Annotated in this window: 17 protein-coding genes; 5 read left to right on the top strand and 12 right to left on the bottom strand. The window is 50.5% G+C overall.

Annotated features, from left to right (window positions below):
• Nucleotides 1–97 precede the first annotated feature (97 nt).
• A complete protein-coding gene (gene zinT / locus ABDW13_RS01080; protein ID WP_343550656.1) occupies nucleotides 98–745 on the top strand; it encodes a metal-binding protein ZinT in 648 nt (215 codons plus the stop codon).
• A gap of 73 nt (nucleotides 746–818) precedes the next feature.
• Here the strand turns inward: zinT and ABDW13_RS01075 are convergent, their stop codons facing one another.
• From ABDW13_RS01075 to ABDW13_RS01065, 3 genes are all read right to left on the bottom strand, one after another.
• Nucleotides 819–1,850 carry a methionine synthase gene (locus ABDW13_RS01075; protein ID WP_343550522.1) on the bottom strand — a complete coding sequence of 344 codons (1,032 nt, stop codon included), beginning with the start codon at nucleotides 1,848–1,850 and terminating at the stop codon, nucleotides 819–821.
• Nucleotides 1,851–1,877: 27 nt separating this feature from the next.
• The gene (locus tag ABDW13_RS01070) at nucleotides 1,878–2,855 is read right to left on the bottom strand and encodes a DUF1852 domain-containing protein (RefSeq protein WP_343550521.1); all 978 of its coding nucleotides are present in this window, start codon (nucleotides 2,853–2,855) and stop codon (nucleotides 1,878–1,880) included.
• 354 nt (nucleotides 2,856–3,209) lie between these two features.
• Nucleotides 3,210–3,836, bottom strand: coding sequence for a LysE family translocator (locus tag ABDW13_RS01065; protein WP_343550520.1), 627 nt, complete (start codon nucleotides 3,834–3,836; stop codon nucleotides 3,210–3,212).
• Nucleotides 3,837–4,012: 176 nt separating this feature from the next.
• On the opposite strand from ABDW13_RS01065, the gene ABDW13_RS01060 reads away from it, so the two are divergent.
• Nucleotides 4,013–4,552 carry a DUF2058 domain-containing protein gene (locus ABDW13_RS01060; protein ID WP_343550518.1) on the top strand — a complete coding sequence of 180 codons (540 nt, stop codon included), beginning with the start codon at nucleotides 4,013–4,015 and terminating at the stop codon, nucleotides 4,550–4,552.
• Here the strand turns inward: ABDW13_RS01060 and ABDW13_RS01055 are convergent, their stop codons facing one another.
• Nucleotides 4,553–5,251, bottom strand: coding sequence for an RluA family pseudouridine synthase (locus ABDW13_RS01055; RefSeq protein WP_343550517.1), 699 nt, complete (start codon nucleotides 5,249–5,251; stop codon nucleotides 4,553–4,555).
• A 174-nt stretch (nucleotides 5,252–5,425) separates the two neighbouring features.
• Here ABDW13_RS01055 and ABDW13_RS01050 point away from each other — a divergent pair, with 174 nt between their 5' ends.
• Entirely contained in the window at nucleotides 5,426–5,911 is a 486-nt protein-coding gene (locus ABDW13_RS01050; RefSeq protein WP_343550655.1) for a cold shock domain-containing protein, read from the top strand.
• A gap of 44 nt (nucleotides 5,912–5,955) precedes the next feature.
• On the opposite strand, the gene ABDW13_RS01045 is transcribed toward ABDW13_RS01050, so the two are convergent.
• Together ABDW13_RS01045 and ABDW13_RS01040 are read right to left on the bottom strand one after the other, a co-directional pair.
• Nucleotides 5,956–7,599: a methyl-accepting chemotaxis protein gene (locus ABDW13_RS01045; protein ID WP_343550516.1), complete on the bottom strand. Its 1,644-nt coding sequence runs from the start codon at nucleotides 7,597–7,599 to the stop codon at nucleotides 5,956–5,958.
• Nucleotides 7,600–7,842: 243 nt separating this feature from the next.
• Nucleotides 7,843–8,058, bottom strand: coding sequence for a hypothetical protein (locus ABDW13_RS01040; protein ID WP_343550515.1), 216 nt, complete (start codon nucleotides 8,056–8,058; stop codon nucleotides 7,843–7,845).
• Here ABDW13_RS01040 and ABDW13_RS01035 point away from each other — a divergent pair.
• Entirely contained in the window at nucleotides 8,048–11,134 is a 3,087-nt protein-coding gene (locus ABDW13_RS01035) for an autotransporter outer membrane beta-barrel domain-containing protein (protein ID WP_343550514.1), read from the top strand. The two genes, ABDW13_RS01040 and ABDW13_RS01035, sit on opposite strands and share 11 nt — an antisense overlap.
• Nucleotides 11,135–11,237: 103 nt before the next feature.
• On the opposite strand, the gene glgX is transcribed toward ABDW13_RS01035, so the two are convergent.
• The 6 genes from glgX to ABDW13_RS01005 form a co-directional block, all read right to left on the bottom strand.
• The gene (gene glgX, locus ABDW13_RS01030) at nucleotides 11,238–13,313 is read right to left on the bottom strand and encodes a glycogen debranching protein GlgX (protein WP_343550512.1); all 2,076 of its coding nucleotides are present in this window, start codon (nucleotides 13,311–13,313) and stop codon (nucleotides 11,238–11,240) included.
• Nucleotides 13,314–13,463: 150 nt separating this feature from the next.
• Complete coding sequence (gene treY / locus ABDW13_RS01025; protein WP_343550511.1) at nucleotides 13,464–15,947, bottom strand: malto-oligosyltrehalose synthase; 2,484 nt, start codon at nucleotides 15,945–15,947, stop codon at nucleotides 13,464–13,466.
• Nucleotides 15,944–17,728: a malto-oligosyltrehalose trehalohydrolase gene (gene treZ / locus ABDW13_RS01020; protein WP_343550510.1), complete on the bottom strand. Its 1,785-nt coding sequence runs from the start codon at nucleotides 17,726–17,728 to the stop codon at nucleotides 15,944–15,946. Before treZ ends, treY begins: the two co-directional genes overlap by 4 nt.
• A gap of 146 nt (nucleotides 17,729–17,874) precedes the next feature.
• Nucleotides 17,875–19,305 carry a glycine betaine/L-proline transporter ProP gene (proP, locus tag ABDW13_RS01015; protein WP_343550509.1) on the bottom strand — a complete coding sequence of 477 codons (1,431 nt, stop codon included), beginning with the start codon at nucleotides 19,303–19,305 and terminating at the stop codon, nucleotides 17,875–17,877.
• Nucleotides 19,306–19,594: 289 nt separating this feature from the next.
• Entirely contained in the window at nucleotides 19,595–20,485 is an 891-nt protein-coding gene (locus tag ABDW13_RS01010) for an oxidoreductase (RefSeq protein ID WP_343550508.1), read from the bottom strand.
• Between the two features lie 125 nt (nucleotides 20,486–20,610).
• Nucleotides 20,611–21,714 (bottom strand): membrane-associated sensor domain-containing protein, encoded by a 1,104-nt coding sequence (locus tag ABDW13_RS01005; RefSeq protein WP_343550506.1) that lies wholly within the window; start codon nucleotides 21,712–21,714, stop codon nucleotides 20,611–20,613.
• A 355-nt stretch (nucleotides 21,715–22,069) separates the two neighbouring features.
• On the opposite strand from ABDW13_RS01005, the gene ABDW13_RS01000 reads away from it, so the two are divergent.
• A complete protein-coding gene (locus ABDW13_RS01000) occupies nucleotides 22,070–22,360 on the top strand; it encodes a YicS family protein (protein ID WP_343550505.1) in 291 nt (96 codons plus the stop codon).
• Nucleotides 22,361–22,370: the final 10 nt, after the last annotated feature.

The raw sequence follows: 22,370 nt of genomic DNA, 5'->3' as shown, positions 1-22,370 counted from the left end.
CCTGAGAATGGGAAATGATATTAATCGCCAAAGCGGAAATATTTGTAACAAACACTGAAATGTTATGTTATAACGTAATCTTTTGGTGAGTTGAGAAATTATCATGAAATTGAATCAGTATGCAGTACTTCTGGGGTTGGTATTGAGTTCACAAGCGTTTGCTCACGCGGGTCATTCACATGGCGTACCGCTCAGTGAGAAAGATATTAGCGCGGCAAATGGCGTGTTTGCTGACGGAGATATCAAAGATCGTCATCTTTCTGATTGGGACGGCGTATGGCAGTCGATCTATCCTTATGCCAAAGATGGCAGCTTGGATCCCGTTTTCCATAAGAAGGCTGAAGCGGATAAATCCAAGTCATTCGCTGATATCAAGAATTACTATTTGAAGGGTTATGCCAGCACCATGACCGATATTGGCATTGAAAACGGCACGATGGAATTTACCGTGAACGGAGCGGTGAGTGCCTGCAAATATGATTATAAAGGATATAAGGTGCTTAATTACGTTTCAGGTAAAAGAGGCGTTCGCTATCTTTTTGAATGCAGTGAAAGGAAAAGCACCGCACCTAAATATGTGCAATTCAGTGACCACATTATCAGTCCACAGAAATCATCGCACTTCCATATCTTCACCGGAAATGAATCGCAAGAAGCGCTCTTTGCCGAACTTGAGAACTGGCCGACATTCTTCCCGTATCAGTTAACTAAGCAGGAAATTGTTGAAGATTTAATGCATCACTGATATTGGTCGAACGAGAGTTAGCCTTTAGACGTTGAAAAATACGCCCGCTTCTGGAACGAAGCGGGCGGAAGGATTATTTACCCAACAGTTCGTTGCGAACGATTTCTGCGCCGGCACTTAATGCGCGCAGTTTGCCGCTCGCGACACCACGTGGTAACGGTGTCATACCGCAGTTGGTAGATGGATAAAGATTTTCAGCATCAACAAATTGCAGCGCTTTACGTAAGGTCTCCGCCACTTCTTCTGCGGTTTCAATGGTGTGAGTCGCTACATCAATCGCGCCAACCATCACTTTTTTACCGCGAATCAGTTCCATCAATTCCATTGGAACGCGCGAGTTTTGACATTCCAGCGAAATAATATCGATTTTTGATTTTTGCAGCTTAGGGAAAATACCTTCGTATTGGCGCCATTCAGTGCCTAAGGTCTTTTTCCAATCGGTGTTGGCTTTGATGCCATAACCGTAGCAAATATGTACCGCAGTTTCGCATTTAAGACCTTCAACCGCTCTTTCTAATGCGGCAATGCCCCAATCATTCACTTCATCGAAAAACACGTTAAAGGCCGGTTCATCGAATTGGATAATATCCACGCCAGCCGCTTCTAATTCTTTGGCTTCTTCATTAAGAATCTTAGCGAATTCCCAAGCGAGTTTTTCACGGCTTTTATAATGGGCATCATACAGCGTATCTATCATGGTCATCGGGCCAGGCAGCGCCCACTTGATCGGTTGCTTGGTCAATTGACGCAGGAACTTCGCATCTTCAACGAACACTGGTTTTTGACGTGATACTGCGCCAACCACGGTTGGTACGCTGGCATCGTAACGATTACGGATGCGCACGGTTTCACGCTTCTCGAAATCAACACCACTTAAGTGTTCAATAAAGGTGGTGACAAAGTGTTGGCGCGTCTGCTCGCCATCGCTAACAATATCAATCCCGGCCTGAAGCTGATCTTCCAGGGTTAAACGCAGCGCATCTTGTTTGCCTTCAATTAACGCTTGATCCTGCAATTTCCACGGTGACCAAAGAGTCTCTGGCTGTGCCAGCCAAGAAGGTTTTGGCAAGCTGCCAGCGGTCGAAGTGGGTAACAATCTTTTCATGATAAATAACCTTGTAATCTTAGTTAATCAAAGCGCGTAATTAGCAGACCATTGCTCAAGAATGGATTGATAAGGTTTAATAAAAGTCTCTTCCGTAAACTTCCCTTGTTCAACCGCTAATTGGCTGCGTTCTTCGCGATCGTAAACAATGCGCGTTAAAGAATAATCCTGGTGATTCAGGGTTGGCTGATAGCATTTTGACGCCGCTGAATTCGCATTGTAGATCTCCGGGCGATAAATTTTCTGGAATGTTTCCATGGTGCTAATGGTACTAATCAACTCCAGATCGCTGTAATCAGCGGTTAAATCACCAGTGAAATAGAACGCTAACGGCGCCACGCTATTAGCAGGCATGAAATAGCGCGCATGCAGGCCCATTTTAGCGAAATATTTATCGGTCAAAGAATATTCATCTTGCTGATATTCAATACCCAAAACCGGATGTTGGTAATCAGTTTGGCGGTAAACATTTTTGCTGGAAACACTCAGGCAAATAACCGGTGTTTTGCTGAAATGTTGTTTATAAACTTCAGAATTCACGAAGGATTTAAAAATATTGCCATGCAGTTCACCAAAACTCTCTGGCAATCTTTGCTCCGGCTGGTTCTTCATGTGATCCAACAGCACGACGCTGAAATCATAATCTCGTACGTAAGAAGAGAAGTTATTGCCGACAATCCCTTCAATGCGTTGATGGGTTTTTTTATCAACGATAATGGTTTTTAAGATCTCAATCGCCGGGAAGGTTTTGCCGTTACCTTCAATATCAATTTCCACTGAAATGATATCCAGCTCGACAGCATAGCGATCGCCGTTGGGATTATCCCAATGCGCCAGGGAATTGAAACGGTTGTCCATCATCATTAAGGCGTTGCGCAAGTTATCCTGGCGATGAGTTCCTCGCGCCAGATTGGCAAAGTTAGTGGTGATACGCGTGTTCTGAGAAGGGTTGTAGTTCTCATCGAAACGCGTGCTCTTAATGGTAAAGGCAAAATCGTTGTTCATCGCAATCTGGCATCCTAATTTCTGATATAAAACCTGAACGAAATGCTTACTTTTCAGGATTTTTTCATTTACTTACTTCTTCAATAGTCTTCATCTTGACTACAAAAAAATAACAGAGCCTATTTATGCCTAACTCGTTGATTAAGTTAAAGTGATATAAATTCACCGAACATGAAGGAATTTCATGTTCAAGGTTTTTCATGCGAGGAATTGAAGTCTGGATCTCATTTTTTTGATAAAAAATGAACGTATGGAAGGAAGTAACAAGGGGGCACCCTAAATGGTGCCCCAACAAATATCAGTGCCGCGCAGCGATAAAAACGTTGGTCATGAAGAAAATTCAGCTAACCGCGATCACTTGCCTGATGTGCTGAACGCCAGTTTCGCCGCAAAACACAAAAACAGTCCGCCGGTCGCGCGGTCCATCGCTCTAATAACGCGACTCTTCTTCAGCACGCCAGACGCAAAATGGGTGGAGAGAATCAGCGTGGTGGACCAAACCGTACCGATCAGCACATGAATGCCGACCAGAATAAATGTCCAGATGAACGGCGAATGCCCGGCAGGAATGAACTGCGGCAAAAACGACACATAGAAAATCCCCACCTTTGGATTGAGCACATTGCCCAGCATGCCTCTGATAAACCAATTGTTGCGCGGTGAAGTGGCTCCCTCTTCTTGAATGAATGTTGACCTCGGGCGCATCAGCAAGTGCAAACCCAGCCAGCACAAATAAGCAGCGCCACAAATTTTCAAGATGGTGTAAGCCAGCTCAGAAACCGCCAGCAGCGCACCCAAACCCAGTGCGACAACCGCGCCCCAAATGAAGCAACCAGTATTGATGCCCAATGCGGTATGAAAGGCTTTTTTACCGCCTTCAGCGCAGGCGGTGCGCAGGATCAGCGCGGTATCGAGGCCGGGCGTCAGCGTGAGTAGCAGTGCAGCAAAGGAAAACGCGAGGAGTGAATCGTGGACGGACATTTTCTATCTCCGAAAGCGAAGATGTTATCTATTTGTTATCTGTGCATCAATATCCCGCTATATGAAATTTTCTCTTCCGCCCGCGCATCACCTGTCAACAAGGCAGGCAAGCTGGCACAGCAACAAGCATTGCCGCTATAATCGCTGAAATTTTTTCAACTGGCTTAGATATCAAAATGGCAAAACTTACCTTACAAGAGCAGCTGCTAAAAGCAGGGCTGGTCAGCAATAAAAAGATGGAAAAAGTGCAGCGCACGGCGAAGAAATCGCGCGTGCAGGCGCGTGAAGCCAGAGAAGCGGTAGAAGAGAACAAGAAAGCGCAGATCGAGCGTGATAAGCAACTTAGCGAGCAGCAGAAGCAAGCCACGCTGGCGAAAGAAGTGAAAGCGCAGGTCAAGCAGCTGATTGAAATGAATAAAATCGACATTGCCAAAGGTACGATTGATTTCAACTTCACCGACAACAACCTAATCAAAAAAATCGCGGTGGATAAGCTGACACAAACCCAGCTGATCAATGGTCGCCTGGCGATTGCGCGTTTAGTCGCAGACAACAACGGTGAAGCCAAATACGCCATTATCCCAGCTAGCGTGGCGGATAAAATCGCGCAGCGTGATGCAGATAGCATCGTATTGAATAGCGCGCTGAGTCAGGAAGCGCAGGATGAAGACGATCCGTATGCGGATTTCAAAGTCCCAGACGATTTGATGTGGTAATTAAAATGGGCTGGGATTGTGTGCAGTAATCGGTTCTTCGGTTATTGGATGGACAAAATGCAGTTCGCTGGCGTGTAACATCAAACGAGATGTTTGTTCGCTGCCTGGCACCAACAACCCACCATACAGATCGCAGCCTAAGATCGGGTGCCCCAATTGCTCACAGTGAATACGCAGTTGATGGGTGCGCCCGGTTTCTGGCGTGAGTTGCACCCGCGTCACCGGCAACAAAACGCCGTTTTTCATCGCACGCTCAAATCGCTCAACCACCTGATAATGCGAACGCGCGGGTTTGCCGTTGATATTGCAAATCTTCATGCGCGGAAACAGCGCGGCATCTTTGGCAATCGGCGCATCAATCACGCCTTCATCTTGCTCCACATGCCCACACAGCAGCGCGCTATAAATCTTCGTTACGCTGCGCTGGCTGAATTGCTGACACAAAGCGGCATTGATCGCCTTGTTGCGCGCAATCACCATTAATCCCGAGGTACCAAAATCCAGCCGATGCACCAGCGTGCAGCCGGGAAAGATCTTCACCAACCGATGATGCACCGAATCGAGATTTTGCGGATTTTTGCCTGACAGGCTGAGCAAGCCGCTGGGTTTATTGATCAGCACCAGATGCGCGTCCTGATAGAGAATCTCTATCTCGTCGTGGCACGGCGGGGCGATAAAGGTATCGACAATGGCTGACATCATGCTGCCCGGTTGCAAAGGGAGGCGGATGATAACCAATTTAGTCTGAGCTGGCGAATCGGGATGCCCGCTCGCACTGGCGAAATTTATCGTCCAGACTTAAGTGGTCTGCGCGGGCGATGTGCATTAAACTGCGCGTCGAACTTTTTTAGATTAATGATTAATTAGGCGGCACTGGCGATGAACGGAACAATCACAACCTGGTTTGAAGACAAAGGTTTTGGATTTATTAAAGATGAAAACGGTGACAACCGTTATTTCCATGTGATTAAGGTCGCCAATCCTGATCTGATTAAGAAAAACGCCGCTGTCACCTTTGAACCGACCACCAATAACAAAGGTTTGTCTGCGTATGCAGTGAAAGTGGTGCCGGAGAGCAAATACATCTTTATCGCCGGCGAGCGTCTCAAACTCACCTCAATCAAATCGTTTCTGGTTTACAGCGAAGAAGTGCCAGCCGATGCGGGCATTGATAAAGAGAATCCGGTATTGTCAGTGGGCATTTTGATGAACAGCATCAAGCCGAAGTCAGACAATAAACCAGGCGAAATGCGTGAGCTGAAAAAGCTGGCGATCACCACTTTCCAGGGATCGACGCTGATCTTCTCGGCGGATGAAGTTGACATCGATGCCACGGTAAAAATGCTCAAGATGAAGTGAGTTCGGCATGCAGGTGCGCATTAACACGCACCTGCATTGATGGACTAAAAACTCTGCCAATCTGCGTCGTTCACCACCGCAAATCGCGTGGTTTTGGTCATTACAGGCGAGCGCATCACCGCAGGTGATTGAGGTGCATTTCCCGCATTCGCAACCTGAAATTTCCCTACCAGCTGATTCAAACTTCCGGCTTGTTCTTGCAGTGATTGTGAAGCGGCAGAAGCCTGTTCCACCAGCGCGGCGTTTTGCTGCGTCACATCATCCATTTGATTGACCGCTTGCTGCACTTGAAGAATGCCCTGGCTCTGCTCAACCGCCGCCGCCGCGATCTCTTCGACTAACTGGCTCACCTGATGAATCGCATCGTTCATCACGCCCATATTGCGGCCAACATCATTGGCCTGCGCGGCACCGGCTTCTGTCAGGCGATGCGACTCTTCAATCAATGCTTTAATCTCACGTGCGGCAGTGGTGGAACGCTGCGACAAGCTGCGCACTTCGCCTGCAACCACCGCAAATCCTTTACCGTGTTCACCGGCGCGTGCGGCTTCCACCGCAGCATTAAGCGCCAGAATGTTGGTCTGGAAAGCGATGCCTTCGATGATCGACACAATCTCCGTCACTTTGCGTGAACTGCCACGAATGTTGTCCATAGTTGAAAGCATGGTGGTCAGTGAAGCGCTGTTTTGTTCCGATAAGCCGCTGGCGTTGGCGGCAAGCTGGCTGGCTTGATGGGTGTTGTCGGCGGTTTGGCGCACGGTTTCACTCAGTTCGGTCATGCTGGCGGCGGTTTGCTCCAGCGAGGCGGCTTGCTGCTCAGTACGCGCGGAAAGATCTTCATTCCCCGCTGAAATCTGCACCGACGCGCTGCTGACTGACTGCGATGCTTGGCGCACCGATAATAGCGCGCTAGCAACGCGATCCATCAAAATATTGAACGAATGCGCCATATTGCCGACTTCATCGCGACGGCTTTCATCGGCTTTGAGCGTCAGATCGAGGTTTTCGCTGGCAGCCATCATCACTTTACCGGCGGCAGACAAGCTGCGACGAATGCGCAACACGGTGAACAGCGATAACAAGCCAAAAATCACCACGGTGCCGGCCACGCCCGCGATGGTGGTCCATAACACGGAATGGAAGGTGCTGCGATTGGTGGCGCGCAAGTTGTCGCCGAGTGAAATATTCAGTTCCAGCTGCTTTTGATAATCGCGGATCAATTGATGAATCGCGGCGCCGATGCCGTCATTGCCCTCCATCAATGCCAGGCTAATATCGTTCTGATGCGCACGTGAGGCGGCAAGAAACGCCGGTAGCGCCTGTGTTACCTGCTGGATATTGCTGTAAGCCAACTCTGTCAGCCGTTGATCTTCATCGTTGGAGATATCATTCGCCATGTAGTAATCGGTCAGCGATTTCAAATCAGCCAGTTGCTGTTGAATTTCATTTTCTACCGCGGGCATTTTGCCGTCATCGGTTTGGCTTTTATGTTTGTATAAGGTCAGAGCTAGCTGGTTGCTGCCATCAATCAGTTTGCCGAGATCTTTAATCGAAGGGATGGCATTGGTTTGCACATATTCAAAGCGATCCTGGAAACCGGAAAGCAACGAAATCGCGAGCACCGCTTGCAGGATAATGGCGCCGAACAGCATGGAAAAGGTGAGAAACAGACGTTGCGAGATGTTCATCTTATTATCCTTAATCTAAAGGCATCCCTGTAAAGCCGTTCAGGGAAAAGGGCAGATTAATAAACATCGGCAGATTGGAGGATTTAGTTAATTTATTTTTGCCATTCGTTAAGGCTTTCGCGAGATCGAGTGCAAATTTTCAACACTCAGTTTGTCTGTCAGTAATGTCCTACAAAGGATCATCCAGGGACTACAAATCTACGCTTCCGCTCCCATATTCCCCTACAGGACTACAACATAAGATCACTGCAATCTGGCGGATTTCCCTAAGCCGTCGCCATTATTGCGAGTGTACAAACCGATGAATAAAATTTTCCGCGTTATCTGGAATGCAGCAATGCAGCAGTTTGTTGTTACTTCTGAGCTGGCAAAAGGCAAAGCGAAATCAAGCTCATCATCAAGCGTTGTTTCACAGCCAACAAAAGCAATAACGTTATCGGGTTTGGCGATGGCGATCACTGTTGCTCTGCTTTCGCCAACGGCGCACGCCGCAGGCACCATTATTGCCAATGGCAAAACTGTTGTGGTGCAGAACCAGGATATTGTGGCTTCGGGTACCGGGGAAAATGTGCGTGGCGTGAGCGCCACCAATAATGGTCTGGCGGAATTTACCAACGGAACTATCACCACGAATAAAGCTTATGGGCACGGCGCTTTCGCTGAGTCTGGCGCATCCATTGCGTTAAATAATATAGACATCACCACGTCAGCTGGCACCGCGCATGGACTTTATGCACGCGGTAATGCTTCGATTTCAGGCGATGGCATTAATATCTCCACACGTGGCGCGGCTTCATATGGTTTACAAACCAGCGATGGCAACATCACGCTGACCAATAGCAGCATTAAAACCTCGGGCACTAATTCTTATGGTGCGTTTGCCGCAGTGGTAAGTGGAAATACATCCATCAGCGACACAACCATTAATACTACCGGTGACAACGCCCACGCTGTTTATGTTACTGGCGGCCAGATGACTGTGAATAATAGCCAGCTCAGTGCCAGCGGTCATACGGCAAATGGTGCAAATGCCGTGGGCGCGGGCAGTACAATTAATATTAATAATAGCAGTATTACAACGGCGGGTTCTTCATCTGAAGCGGTCTACGCGAAGAATGGCGGCACGGTTAATCTCACTAACACCAATATTTTTACCGACCGTATTAACTCTTATGGTTTGCGTACCAATGGCGCTAATGCCACGGTGAATTATGATGGCGGAACCATTACGACAACCGGGCCAACCAGAACTATTCAGGCGATTGCCGGTTCACAAATAAACATTCGTAATGCCACGATTAATTCCGCAGACTCTGCCGTTCAGGCATTGTCGAATTCCCGATTGGACATCCGGGATACCACAATCAATTCTGAGAACATGGCAGTTGATATTGAAGGCGGCTCGAAAGCGAATCTTGAGGGTGTCACTATTAACGCCAATAATTCAGGTGTTTTTGTTTCGGGTACCAATAGCCAACTGACGGCGAATAACGTTCAGGTTAACAACAGTAATGGCTTGTTCGCATTTCAAGTCGCGTTCGATGGTAGTGCCAATCTTGACAATATTGAAATCAACCAAGTTGGCAATGCACGGGGTTTAGAGGTATTGGCGGGTGGCACGGCCACAGGAAATAACGTCCGAATTAATATTGATAGCAGTGATAGCGGAACGGCCTCTCATGCTCTTGCCATTGGTAACAGTAAAACAAACCAATTAGCGTTGAGTAATTCTCAGATTACGCTCAACGGTGCTAATAGTATCGGGGCTGAGTTCAGCTCTACGCCTGTTAGTAATAATACTTTATCACTCACCGACAGCAGTATTACCGCTACTGAAGGAACGGTTCTTCTGGTCGCATTTAATGCGGATACTAATGTGAACACCTCAGGATCATTATTAACCGGTGCAACACTGTTATCCGCTGGTGTGAATACTAGCGGTTCGATAAGCAACGTGGAATTAACAGGTGACAACGGCTCAGTATTCAACGGCGATGTCGTAATTGATCGCGCTAACACCGCAAAAAACATCATCAACCTGGCCAATAATTCAGTCTGGCATGGCGCAACCGATTCACTGGAAACGTTGAACGTCTCCAGCGGCAGTGCATGGAACGTCACGCGCAATTCATCAGTCGATAATTTGACGCTGGATAACGGTACGTTAGATATGACCGCGCCGGGCACCGGTTACAGCGAAGTGACCATCGGCAATCTGACCAGCAACAACGGCACCATTGATTTCAAAACCCATCTTGAAGGCGATGATTCGGTCACTGACGATCTGGTGATCACCGGCGATTACAGCGGCAACAGCAACATCGTAGTGAAAAACGCGGGCGGCACCGGCGCGCAAACACTTAACGGCATTGAGTTAATTCGCGTTGACGGCGACATAAACGGGACGTTCGCGCAGCAAGGCCGCATTGTGGCGGGCGCTTACGATTACCATCTGGTGCAGGACGGCAACAAATGGTTACTGCGTGACGATATGGTTGGCGCGATTGGCGGGGAAAGCGGCGCACCAGTGATTGGCGATGGCATTACGCCAGTTAAAAGCGCGCCAATCACGCGTCCAGAAACCGGCAGCTACGCAGCCAACCTCGCGGCGGCCAACACCTTGTTTACCACCTCGCTTGACGATCGTCTGGGTGAAACCCATTACGTCGGCGCAGACGGCAACAAACACAGCACCAGTTTGTGGCTGCGCAATGCGGGTGGACACACGCGCTTTAGCGATAGTTCTGGCCAACTGAAAACCACCGGCAACCGCTATGTGATGCAGTTGGGCGGTGATATCGCACAGTGGAGCAGTAACGGCGACGATCGTTTCCATCTTGGCGTGATGGGCGGCTACGCTAACGCGCAGAGCAACACGCGTTCGTCAGTGACCGGCTATTCAGCCAAGGGCGAAGTGCATGGTTACAGCACCGGCGTGTACGCAACCTGGTTGCAGGACAATGCCGAGCAAACCGGCGCGTATGTCGATAGCTGGATGTTGTACAACTGGTTCGATAACAGCGTGAAAGGCCAGGATATTGCGCCAGAAAGCTACAAATCCAAAGGCATCACCGCGTCGCTGGAAGCCGGTTACAGCGTCAAAATGGCTGAGTTGACCGAGCGTTCCAGCTTCTATCTGCAACCGAAAGCACAGGTAACCTGGATGGGCGTGCAAGCGGATGATCATCAGGAACGCAACGGTACGCGCGTGGTGGGCGAAGGCAACAACAACGTGCAAACTCGTTTGGGCATGCGCGCCTACATCAAAGGTCACAACGCGATTGATGACGGCAAAAATCGCACTTTCGAACCGTTCATCGAAGCTAACTGGATCCACAACACCGAAACCTTCGGCAGCAGCCTGAATGGCGTAACAGTGAAGCAAGCTGGCGCGCGTAACCTCGGCGAAGTGAAAGTCGGTGTGGATGCCAAACTGAATAACGCCGTCAATCTGTGGGGCAATATCGGCCAGCAGATGGGCGATAAAGGTTACAGCGACAGCAGCGCGATGGTGGGCGTGAAGGTCAATTTCTAAGTCAAAAGAACGCGATTAATCGCGCCGCTACGAAAACGAGCGTTATTCATGTGCGGTAATCAATTGCCGCACATATCGTAGCGGCGCAATTTATTGCGCGTTTTTAAGGACGGCGGAACAACGCCAAACTCCGTCCTTCCAATTCGAAATCCTTCTCTTTGGTAATCACCAAACCTTCCTTCGCTGAATCCGAGGTACTCAATTCCAGCACCCAGCCGCCTTCACCAAACTGCGGAATTTGGAATGGCACATTGCCCTCGTACGGATTAAACAGCATCAACACATCATGCCAAATGCCTTCCTCATCTTCTAAATCCGTGCGACCAAGATATACGCCGAGCGTTGATCCATCATCCCACTGATCGGCCTGCTGGAATCCACCGCCAGCGTTAAACCACTTGATCTCCATGCCATCGCGCCAACTTTCACGGCGCAGCAACGGTTGTTTGGCTCTCAGCGCCAAAATATGCCGGGTAAAATCGCGCAGCGCATCGGCGGAAGGCGGCAGATTTTCCCAGTGCAGCCAGGAAATCTCGCTGTCCTGGCAATAGCCGTTATTGTTGCCGAGTTGGCTACGGCCAAATTCATCACCCGCCAGGATCATCGGCGTGCCGTGCGAAAACAGTAATGTGGCGAGGAAGTTACGTTTCTGACGCTCGCGCACCGCGTTAATGCCTTCATCCTCGGTTGGCCCTTCGGCACCGTAGTTGTAGGAGCGGTTTTCGTTATGACCGTCGTTATTGTCTTCACCGTTGGCTTCGTTGTGCTTCTCGTTATACGAAACCAAATCGTTCAGCGTGAAGCCATCATGCGCCGTGAGGAAATTGATGCTGGCCCACGGACGACGACCGCGCTGGTCGTATAGATCACCGGAACCCAGCAAGCGCGCGGCAAAATCGTTGGTCACCATGTCGCCTTTCCAGTATTCACGCACCGTATCGCGATATTTATCGTTCCATTCCGCCCAGCCCGGTGGGAAGCCGCCAACCTGATAACCGCCCGGCCCGATATCCCACGGTTCGCCAATCAGTTTCAGCCTGGAAAGCACTGGATCCTGCATGATGGCGTCAAAGAAGCCGCCACGCTGATCAAAGCCTTCCGGCTCGCGGCCCAGCACGGTACCCAAATCGAAACGGAAACCATCGACGTGCATCGATTCGGCCCAATAGCGCAGCGAATCGAGGATCATCTGCAACACGCGCGGATGCGAAGTATTCACCGTATTACCGGTGCCGGTGTCATTGATGTAGTAGCGATGCTGATCGGGCAGTGTGCGGTAATAGGAATAGTTGTCGATGCCTTTGAACGACAAGGTTGGGCCCAATTCGTTGCCTTCTGCGGTGTGGTTGTACACCACATCGAGAATCACCTCGATCCCGGCATCGTGGAAGGCGCGCACCATATCGCGGAAGCCCTGAATGCCGCGCGGGCCGAAGTAACGCGTAGCTGGCGCGAAGAAGGCCAGCGTGTTGTAGCCCCAGAAATTTTTCAGGCCACGATCCAGCAGATGTTGGTCGTCGGGGAAGCCGTGTACCGGCAACAGTTCGACGGTGGTTACGCCGAGGCTTTTGATGTACTCAATCGAAGCCTGATTACTCATGCCGTCATAAGTGCCGCGCATCTCGGCTGGCACCGCCGGATTGAGCTGGCTGAAGCCTTTAACGTGCGCTTCATAAATCACCGTTTTGGACCACGGAATATTCGGGCGATTGGCGTCCTGCCAGTCGAATTCATTTTCATCGATGACGCGGCATTTCGGGGTAAATGGCGCGCTGTCACGCGTATCAAAGCTGAGATCTTTTTCCTCATCTTGCAGGTCATAGGCGAAATGCGATTCGTCCCACTGCAGTTCACCCGCCAGTTCACGCGCGTAAGGATCGAGCAATAATTTATTGGGATTAAAGCGATGACCGTTTTCCGGTTCAAACGGGCCATGTACGCGATAGCCGTACAGCGCACCGGGCTGCAAGCCGGGAATGTAGCCGTGCCACACTTCATGGGTATATTCCGGCAGATCAAAACGGGCGATTTCGTTCTCGCCGCTATCATCGTACAGGCACAGTTCCACGCGCTCGGCATGGGCCGAAAACAGGGCAAAGTTGACGCCGTTGCCATCATAGTTCGCACCGAGTTTTAGCGCTGAACCTGATGTTATTGTTAAAGATTGATCGTTAGACATCAAAGACTCTCCAATCCTGTTAACTTGCTTAACTTCAACATCGCGCACATTTTGTAGCGGCGCGATTTATCGCGTTGTTTTGATTTAAACATTCTGCCAGCCGATAGATTGCGCAATAAATTGCGCCGCTACGGATCGTGCGAATAGTAATTAACTCACCAAAATCAGTGGCGCGTACCAGGGCTCATTCTCCAGTAACACCCGTTCGTTGATTGATTCGCTCTCTCCGGTGAGAAGGTTGCGATAGCGTCGATGGGCGAGGGATTCCGGTAAGATGATTTCGCATTCTGACCAGTCGATGCCCGCAAAACTCAGGCGTGGCACCACCACAATTAACGCGTGATCGCTGTCTTGTCGTGCAAAGGCGATGACGTGATCTCGTTGCTCGCCGCTCACCTCGAGCGGTTGATAATCGCCAAAGCGGAACAGCGCAGAATGCTTGAGGCGCAAATGCAGCAAACGCGCAATCAGTTGCTGTTTGATTTTGCCATTCAGCCAGTCAAGCGGTTCGGTGAAATCCGGTGGCGTAGCGACATCTAATTGTTGGGCAAGCAGGCCGAAATCCGGCATGCGGCGGTTGTCAGGATCAACCAAACTGAAATCCAGTGCTTCGCTGCCTTGATAGATATCTGGCACGCCAGGCGCAGTCAGTTTGAGGGTGGTTTGCGTCAGGCTGTTGATCAATCCGGCCTGAATAAACGGACGCAACGATTGACTGAAATCGTCGAGGAATTGGGGATTGTTGAGCGACAGCAAATGGCGCGCATAATCCATCACCGCCGTTTCATACGATTCGTTAGTTTCAGCCCAATCGGTACGCAGCTTGGCTTCGCGCAGCGCCTTTTCCACAAACGGCAGGAAACGCTCCTCAAGTCGTAGCACGTCTTGCTGCTGCATATTGGCGGGCCACACGCCTGCCAGCGCCTGATACAGCATCCACTCCACGGCGGGTTCCGGTGCCGGGCCATCGTCCAGCTCTACCACTTTGGCGGCATTCATCTGGCGCCAGCGCGCCACATTTTCTGCCCACAATCCCGGCGCTTCACTCAGCGTATACAAGCGCGCACGCGCATCTTCACCGCGTTTGGTGTCATGGGTTGAGGTTGAGGTAATACCATTGGGCTGATGTTGCAGCCTGTTTTGCATCTCGCGATGAAAATGCGCCAACGAGAAGGTGTGCGGCAACGGTTCGGCGCCGACTTCATTGATCGCCAGCGCGGCGTGATTGCGGAAGAACAGCGTATCTTCCACTGATTTCGCCATCAGCGGGCCAGTGAGTTGCTGGAAGCGGGTGCGGAACTCATCGGCATCCTTTTCACTTTGTTCATCCACTGCACCTAACAATGCCGCCTGCAACAAGCTCAATGCTGTGGGTGATGCGCTATTCTTCACGCTTTCCAGCACCCGCTGTAACAGTTCTTCACCTTCATTCGGCATCTCAGCCTGATTACCGTAAGTACGATATACCGGGAACGCCAGCAGCAGTTCGCGCAGCGCGACGTGTAATTCCGCTTCACCCAGGTTGCGTTGCTCCAGCAATGCAATACGTGACGCCAATTTTACCAAGCGGGAAAATTCACCGGCGAAATTGCGATCGACCATCAATTCGCGCGCAGCACGTAAACCGGCGGCAACGTCATAGCGCTGTCCGGCGGCGGCTTCATATGCCCAATGCAAACTATCGATCTGCGTATCGTCGATCAACGCATGTGAAAGGGCGGCAATAAATTCATAGCCGGTGGTGCCGGAAACCGGCCAATCGGCAGGGATCTGTTCCCCTGCGGCGAGAATTTTTTCCACCGTGATGTAGCAATCCGGGCCTGTGGCGTTACGCAAACGCTGCAAATAGCCCTGCGGATCGGCCAAACCATCCACGTGATCAACGCGTAAACCGTTCACCGCGCCAGAATGCACCAGCTCCAGAATCAGCTGGTGGGATTCGGCGAACACCGCTTTATCTTCGACACGCACGCCAACTAAACCGGTAATCTCAAAGAAGCGTCGATAAGAAAGTTCCTTGCGCGCATCGCGCCAGCTCATTAAGCGCCACGGCTGTTGCTCGTGCAGTTCAGCGATCGCTTTGGCATCGGTGATGGCTAGCACTTCATCGGCGCTATCCTGCCAACTGGCCGGTGTCAGCGGGTAAAAGCTGTCGTAATAGGCCAGCGCCGGTTTACCGGTTTCAGGATGCGGTTGCACGCTCAACTCGCCGTTTTCCAGCACGTTTTCAAAACTGTCGCCGAGGAATGGCAGCGTCAGTTTGCGCGACCAATCGATGTCAAAATGCTGCGCATAACGGCTGCTTTCACCGTGCTCAATCACATCGCGCCACCAGGCATTTTCCAGCGACGCCGCCATATGGTTCGGCACGATATCGAGAATCAAACCGATATTGGCTTCCTGCAACGCCTCAACCAAGCGATCAAAACCGGCGCGTCCGCCAATTGCCGGGTCGATTTGATTGGCGTCGGTGACGTCATAACCGTGCGTCGATTCGGCCGTGGCGCTGAAAATCGGTGACGCGTAAAGATGGCTAATGCCGAGGCGTTTTAAATACGGCAGGAGATCGATGGCGCGCTCAAACGTCATGCCGTTACGAAACTGAAGGCGATAGGTGGCGGTTGGAATGTTCATGCAGATGCTCCCTGGGACAAACGCACCACAATGGCGTGCTGCGCTAAAGTTTCCGTTTGCTGCGGCCAGGCGAAAATCGTGCTGCCCGGCATTTCTGGTAAGCGTTGGGTTGTCTTGCCGATGTTGAGGGCCAGCGACAGTTCGCCTTGCGGCAAGCGCCAACTGACGGCGATAAAGCCGGGCGCTGTGGCGAGCACTTTGCCGCAATGACCGCCTGCGTCTGCCAGCAGCGGCACAATGTATTGCTGACGCAGCGCCAGTAGTTCACGGGTTAACGCCTGCCACGCTTGACCGGACGGCGTTTGCAGTTTGTCCCAGTCAAGTTTCGAACGTATGAAGGTTTGCTCCGCATTAGGATCGGGTACCTCTTCGTCATGTCCGGCATGGCCAGTAAATTCCCGGGCGCGGCCTTCGCGTACCGCGTTGGCTAAATCGCCATGGAAGTCGGTGAAAAACAGGAACGGATTGGTTTCACCGTACTCTTCGCCCATAAACAGCAAAGGAATGTGCGGCGACAGCAGCAGCGTCGCCAGCAACACTTTGGTGCGATCGCTGCCTGCCAGGTTGATCAAGCGATCGCCCTGAGCGCGGTTGCCAACCTGATCGTGGTTCTGGATAAAATCAACGAACGCCACTGGCGGTTGGCTGGCGCTCGGCACGCCGCGACGTTGACCACTTTGCGGCGATAGCTCGCCTTGATAAGCAAAGCCTTCGGTCAGCACGCGCGCCACCAATTTTTCCGGCACGTCGGCAAAATCCTGGTAATACGCGTGGGTTTCACCGGTGGCGAAGACATGCACCGCGTTATGAAAATCATCGTTCCATTCGCCGGTGAACAACGGTGCGTTGCCTTGTTTATCGCGCGGATGCAGGAAAATCACGTTGCGGCAATCTTCGGTGGTGAGATGGATAGGGCGATCATTAATTTCCTGGCGAATACGCTCGGCAATCTCAATCAACGCATGCTTGCTGGAGCTATCTTCAATCTGATCGATGGCATCAAAGCGCAGACCATCAAGGTTGTATTCTTGCAGCCAATACAACGGCGCTTCGACGATATAACGGCGCGCAGCATCGACATCATAAGCAATGCCTGCGCCCCACGGCGTCATGCGTTCCTGATGGAAAAATTCCGGTGCTAAGAGCGGCAGATAATTGCCTTCCGGGCCGAAATGGTTGAGCACGATATCCAGCACCACCGACAAACCGTGCGTGTGCGCAGCATCAATAAAGGCTTTGAAATCATCCGGTGAACCGTAAGCCGCATGCGGCGCGTACAGCAAGACGCCGTCGTAGCCCCAACCGCGATTGCCACCAAATTGCGAAACCGGCAATACTTCGAGCTGCGTGATACCTAATTCGGCCAGCAACGGAAGTTTGGCTATTGCCGCCTGAAACGTGCCTTCGGGTGTGAAGGTGCCGATATGCAGTTCGTACACCACACTTTCCTGCCACGGACGACCTTGCCAGTTGGTGTTCTGCCAGCGGTATTGTCGCGGATCGATCACCAGCGATGGGCCGTTGACGGAATCTTTCTGCGCACGCGAAGCGGGATCGGGCACCACGGTGCCATCGGCCAGCACGAAGTTATATTCGCTGCCGACGGCGATATCGCTGATTTGTAACTCGAACCAGCCATCTTCCATGGCTGGCATGACGCGATCCTGCTCGGCGAGCCGTAAGGTGATCTGTTGCTGCCCCGGCGCCCAGACGCGAAAACGTGCGCTGCCGTCAGCAAGAATTTCAGCGCCCCAGGATTTTTCAAATGATCTGAATTCCATTCAATTGCCTCGTTAGTCTACGCAAGGACACTGGAAAACTGAGCATAGTCGATAATTTGGCTTTTTCTGGCGCGTCTTGGAGGGTTTCGGAAATTGTCTGGCAAGAGAGGGAAGAGAGGTCACCCTAAATGGTGACCTCGGGTTTATTACGCCGGTTTGTGTTTCACCTTACGTTTACGCAATTTATCGATCAACTTATGCGCTTCGGCTTGGGTGGCCACCGCTGGCGACGAACCTTTCAACGGTTTCTGAGCCGTTTCGCTCAAGGTCAGCACGGTAAGTAAACCAATCACGCCTGCGCCCATCATGTAATAAGCCGGCATCATATTATTGTGCGTGGTATCAACCAGCCACGCGGTGATTAATGGCGTGGTGCCGCCGAACAGCGAAACCGATAAATTGAAGCCAATCGCCAATGCGCTGTAACGAATATCGGTGACAAACAGCGCCGGTAACGTGGCGGGCATGGTACCGCTGAAACAGGTATGCAATAAGCCTAGAATGGCTAAACCTGCAAATACCAACCACATGTTGCCAGAACCAATCAGCATAAAGCTTGGAATCGCCAGCAATAATAATCCTAACGCCCCTAAACCAATCACTGGACGGCGGCCAATGCGGTCGGTGAAATGTCCCCACATTAAGGTTAAGGGCATCATAATGAACATAATTACCATCACTAACAGCAGGCCGGATAATTCACTCATCCCTAAAATGCCGGTTAAATAGCTCGGCATGTAAGCGGTCAGCATATAATTTGAGACGTTAAACAACAGCACTAAACCAATGCATTTCATCAGCGGTCTGCGTTGGTCGCGCAGCATTTGCCACACGCTCAAACGCGGCTTGTTATGTTCCATCTCTTCGCGCTTATCCATATGATCTTTAAACGCCGGCGTCTCTTCCAATTTGAGTCGGATATACAAGCCAAACAGACCTAACGGCGCGGCGAGGAAAAACGGAATACGCCAACCCCAATCCATCATCGATTGATGCGGTAAGAAGGCGATCATCGCCGTAACCAAACTGGCACCCAGTAAATAGCCGCCGAGCGTACCGAATTCAAGGAAACTGCCCATAAAGCCACGGCGTTTATCGGTTGAATATTCCGCGATAAAGGTGGCGGCACCACCATATTCACCGCCGGTCGAGAAACCTTGCAGCAGGCGCGCCAGCAACAGCAAAATCGGCGCGGCGATACCAATGCTGGCATAGCTTGGAATTAGCCCGATGCAGAAAGTCCCAATCGACATCAAAATCATGGTGAGCGCCAACACTTTTTGGCGACCAATACGATCGCCGAGCGGGCCAAATACCATGCCGCCAATCGGACGTACTAAAAACGCCGCCGCGAAGGTGCCAAAAGAGGCAATTAGTTGCGCGGCGGCGCTGGCATCGGCAAAAAACACCTGGCCGATGATCACCGCGAGATAGCTATATACGCCGAAATCGAACCATTCCATGGCATTACCTAATGCTGCGGCGCTCACCGCGCGCTTGAGTAATTTGTTGTCGATAACGGTGATGTCATCCACGGTTAAATCATTGGATGTACGGGTTGTTGTTTCGCTGCTCATAAACCTCCCATGAGACAATTTGGCGCGATCTTATAGCTTTCGCAGCCGATATTTCATGAATGGAAATGAAAGCTATAAGAGGCTGAAGAAGCGCAAACCCTAGTAAACAATCTAGCGAGACGCAAGTTTGCGGCGGAGAAAGGGGAATTAATGGTTGGAATAATAACCAAAATAAAAGCGCGCACATATCGTAGCGGCGCAATTTATTGCGTTGTGTTGACCTTTTAAAATCAACTAAACGTGATAAATCGCGCCGCTACGGAATGTGCGATGATTGAAGGCCCGATTATCAGCCTGGGCCTTCGCTGCCGGCGGCTAATAATGGCACGATCACATCGCTAATCGGCGTGGCAATGCCATGCACGCGCCCACGACGCTGCACCACACCGTTGCGAATATCCCACTCCAGCGGACGATCGGCCTGGCGATCGGCAAGGATCGACGTCCCCAAATCCAGCGGCGCTTGGTGGAAACGCGTCACAATCTCTTGCGGCACGCTATCGGCTAATGCAGCACCTTCGGCGCGCGCTACCGTCAAACATTCGCCCAGATAAGCCAATGCCAGCGCGGTGATATCGTCCCGCTGGAACATACCGGCGCGACGATTGGCCAGCACCATCAATCCGGCCACCGCGTTTTGCAGCAGCTTGCGCCAGGCGATGGTAATAAAATCGGCCGAGAGATCGACGGCGCAGCGCGTATCTTGCAGCGCGGTCACAACCAGCTTGGACTGCGGCGTTTCAGGCAGCGTTAAGCGCGGCTTTTCTCGCAGCCACACCGAAGCATCGGGCTCACGCTGCGCCGGGAACCACACCACGGAAGGCAGCACCGTCGCACCGTTCACATACGGCGCGAGCTGGGTTTTCTGCTCCACGCCATTTTGTAACGCGCACACCACGGTTTTTTCATTGCACAGCGCGGCGAGCCACGGCGCGGTGTCGGCAACTTGGGTGGTTTTCACCGCCACGAACACCAGATCAAATGGCTTAGCAATGTCAGCCGGATTGCTTAGCACCGGGCCGGGAACGATGATTTTTCCGCTATCGTGACGCAATTCCAGTTGCGCATGTGCGGTACGGCCACAAATGGTCGGGGTGCGGCCCACTTCATGCAACGCCGCCGCAATGGTGGTGCCAATCGCGCCTGGTCCAATCAGCGCGATGGTTGGGTTCTCAGACATCTATGCAAACTCCTGATTTTAAATGCGCGTTATCGCTTCAACGAAGAAGCTTAGCGGTAACACAACGGTAATGTGTTTTTATTGCAGCAAGTTGACCATCCTAACGGACACCATAAATGTCGCGTTCATTTATCGGCAACGCTATAACCATTTCGGCCATGCTGTTTGCGGTAATAAAGCTGCTGATCGGCCGCTTCGATTAATTCATCCAGCGATGCACCATTATGCAGATGCGCTACTCCCTGGCTCACCGTCACATGTTGATTAACCTTAGAACCTGCGTGAACAATCGCCGCATCGGCAATGTTTTGCTGAATACGTTGGCATACCGCTAATGCATCCTTTTTGTCTGTTGCCAGCAACAGCACGGCAAATTCCTCGCCGCCAAAACGCACTGCCAAATCGGATTCACCACGAATAGAAGCTTTAATACAGTCGGCCACCTGTTTCAAGCACTCATCGCCGGTGAGATGGCCGTATAAATCGTTGTAAGCCTTGAAAAAATCAATATCGATCATGATGAGATAGATCGATGCGCGGTTTAACGAACTTTGTGCGCTTTTAAGCTGAAAATATTCACGCAGATAACGCTTATTCACCAGACCGGTGAGGCCATCACGATCGGCAAGATCGGTCAATCGCTGAATGAGTAAGTTGTTCTGTTTTTCACTCTCTTGCGATTTGCGAAACCACTCCATTAATACCACGCGTGATGACAATACGATCATCAGCGCCACCGCATACGAGAACAGCATAAACAGATTCGCTTTCATCCCTAAAACAATCACTTCTCCAATAACAATAAGCGCGACGGGAAGCGTGAATGCGGCAATCAGCGCACCAGAGAGGTGAAACGCAATCGAAGCCGCGAAAATCATTAATAAAGACAACAGGAAAATTAATTCGTGAGTGGCTAAAGTTTTATACAACGTATGCAGCAATAATGCCCAGATAATCCCGTATAGCAGCACATTGATTAATAATAAGCTGCGGCGAACAAAAAATCCGTGACGGCTAATAATCGCCGTTAGCAGTAGATTCCACAGTGAAAACGCCAAAACCAGTAAACTTAGCCATAAAACCGCATGAGTATTTATCTGTGCGGTTTCGTGGAATGTATGCCGCATGATCAAATAAACTGAGAAAGCGATGTTAAGAAATAAAAACCACACGCAACCGCTGCGTGTCATTAACAACTCGCGCTGGTCATGTTCGGGATTAATTAACATAGGTCAAACTCCCTTTTGCATCTGGAATGTTTACTTAATGCATTCAAGCATAACTGTTCAAATTTTTATCAATTAAATCAGTGCCAGATTAAATTTTTTATTTCGCGTCACAGATCACATTATGGTCTTTTTGAAGATGCTGATCATTTGCATCTTATCTATTGAAAATTATTAAGTTAATTTCATGAATCTCGGTCTAAAAAATCTTAAAGGCCAAGTGTTAACTATCAGAGTTAAGCTGAAAACTGGTGTTTCAGACCATTTGCTCGATTCGAAAAGTTGCCAGAAATTGAGTTTAGGCTAGTTTTACAACGAAATGTTTCTGTTCTCATCCCTTTCTCTGTGGAGAAGCTCGATGAAGCAATTGTTACTTATCTCAATGTTACTTATCGCTCTCAATGCGGTTGCTTCCCCTTATGACAATTTAGCCTATGCGCTGAATGAACAAGTGTTAGTGAAAGATCTGCGCGCGCAATGCGACATTCCCGCCACCGTTTCCGATGAAAAAGTGAAATCGGTGTTTATTAACAGCGAAGTTAATCATAACCAGTTGAGTGCGGCGGCGACTGCATTGAAAGCCGGTAAAAAAGATCAGTATCAACAGATATTGAATACCATCCGTTGCCCTGATTTCAGCCAGCAATAAAGGATTTCAT

Source organism: Pantoea sp., assembly GCF_039594315.1.
Taxonomy (GTDB): domain Bacteria; phylum Pseudomonadota; class Gammaproteobacteria; order Enterobacterales; family Enterobacteriaceae; genus Pantoea.
This window is presented reverse-complemented; position numbering and strand designations above follow the sequence as displayed.

What these genes read in the sequence shown, in the direction of transcription:
- glgX (WP_343550512.1), bottom strand. Translation starts at nt 13,313, where the DNA reads ATGTCTAACGATCAATCTTTAACAATAACATCAGGTTCAGCGCTAAAA.
- ABDW13_RS01060 (WP_343550518.1), top strand. Translation starts at nt 4,013, where the DNA reads ATGGCAAAACTTACCTTACAAGAGCAGCTGCTAAAAGCAGGGCTGGTC.
- proP (WP_343550509.1), bottom strand. Translation starts at nt 19,305, where the DNA reads ATGAGCAGCGAAACAACAACCCGTACATCCAATGATTTAACCGTGGAT.
- ABDW13_RS01065 (WP_343550520.1), bottom strand. Translation starts at nt 3,836, where the DNA reads ATGTCCGTCCACGATTCACTCCTCGCGTTTTCCTTTGCTGCACTGCTA.
- ABDW13_RS01045 (WP_343550516.1), bottom strand. Translation starts at nt 7,599, where the DNA reads ATGAACATCTCGCAACGTCTGTTTCTCACCTTTTCCATGCTGTTCGGC.
- treY (WP_343550511.1), bottom strand. Translation starts at nt 15,947, where the DNA reads ATGAACATTCCAACCGCCACCTATCGCCTTCAGTTTCGTAACGGCATG.
- ABDW13_RS01005 (WP_343550506.1), bottom strand. Translation starts at nt 21,714, where the DNA reads ATGTTAATTAATCCCGAACATGACCAGCGCGAGTTGTTAATGACACGC.
- ABDW13_RS01055 (WP_343550517.1), bottom strand. Translation starts at nt 5,251, where the DNA reads ATGTCAGCCATTGTCGATACCTTTATCGCCCCGCCGTGCCACGACGAG.
- treZ (WP_343550510.1), bottom strand. Translation starts at nt 17,728, where the DNA reads ATGGAATTCAGATCATTTGAAAAATCCTGGGGCGCTGAAATTCTTGCT.
- ABDW13_RS01070 (WP_343550521.1), bottom strand. Translation starts at nt 2,855, where the DNA reads ATGAACAACGATTTTGCCTTTACCATTAAGAGCACGCGTTTCGATGAG.
- ABDW13_RS01075 (WP_343550522.1), bottom strand. Translation starts at nt 1,850, where the DNA reads ATGAAAAGATTGTTACCCACTTCGACCGCTGGCAGCTTGCCAAAACCT.
- ABDW13_RS01010 (WP_343550508.1), bottom strand. Translation starts at nt 20,485, where the DNA reads ATGTCTGAGAACCCAACCATCGCGCTGATTGGACCAGGCGCGATTGGC.
- ABDW13_RS01000 (WP_343550505.1), top strand. Translation starts at nt 22,070, where the DNA reads ATGAAGCAATTGTTACTTATCTCAATGTTACTTATCGCTCTCAATGCG.
- ABDW13_RS01035 (WP_343550514.1), top strand. Translation starts at nt 8,048, where the DNA reads ATGGCGATCACTGTTGCTCTGCTTTCGCCAACGGCGCACGCCGCAGGC.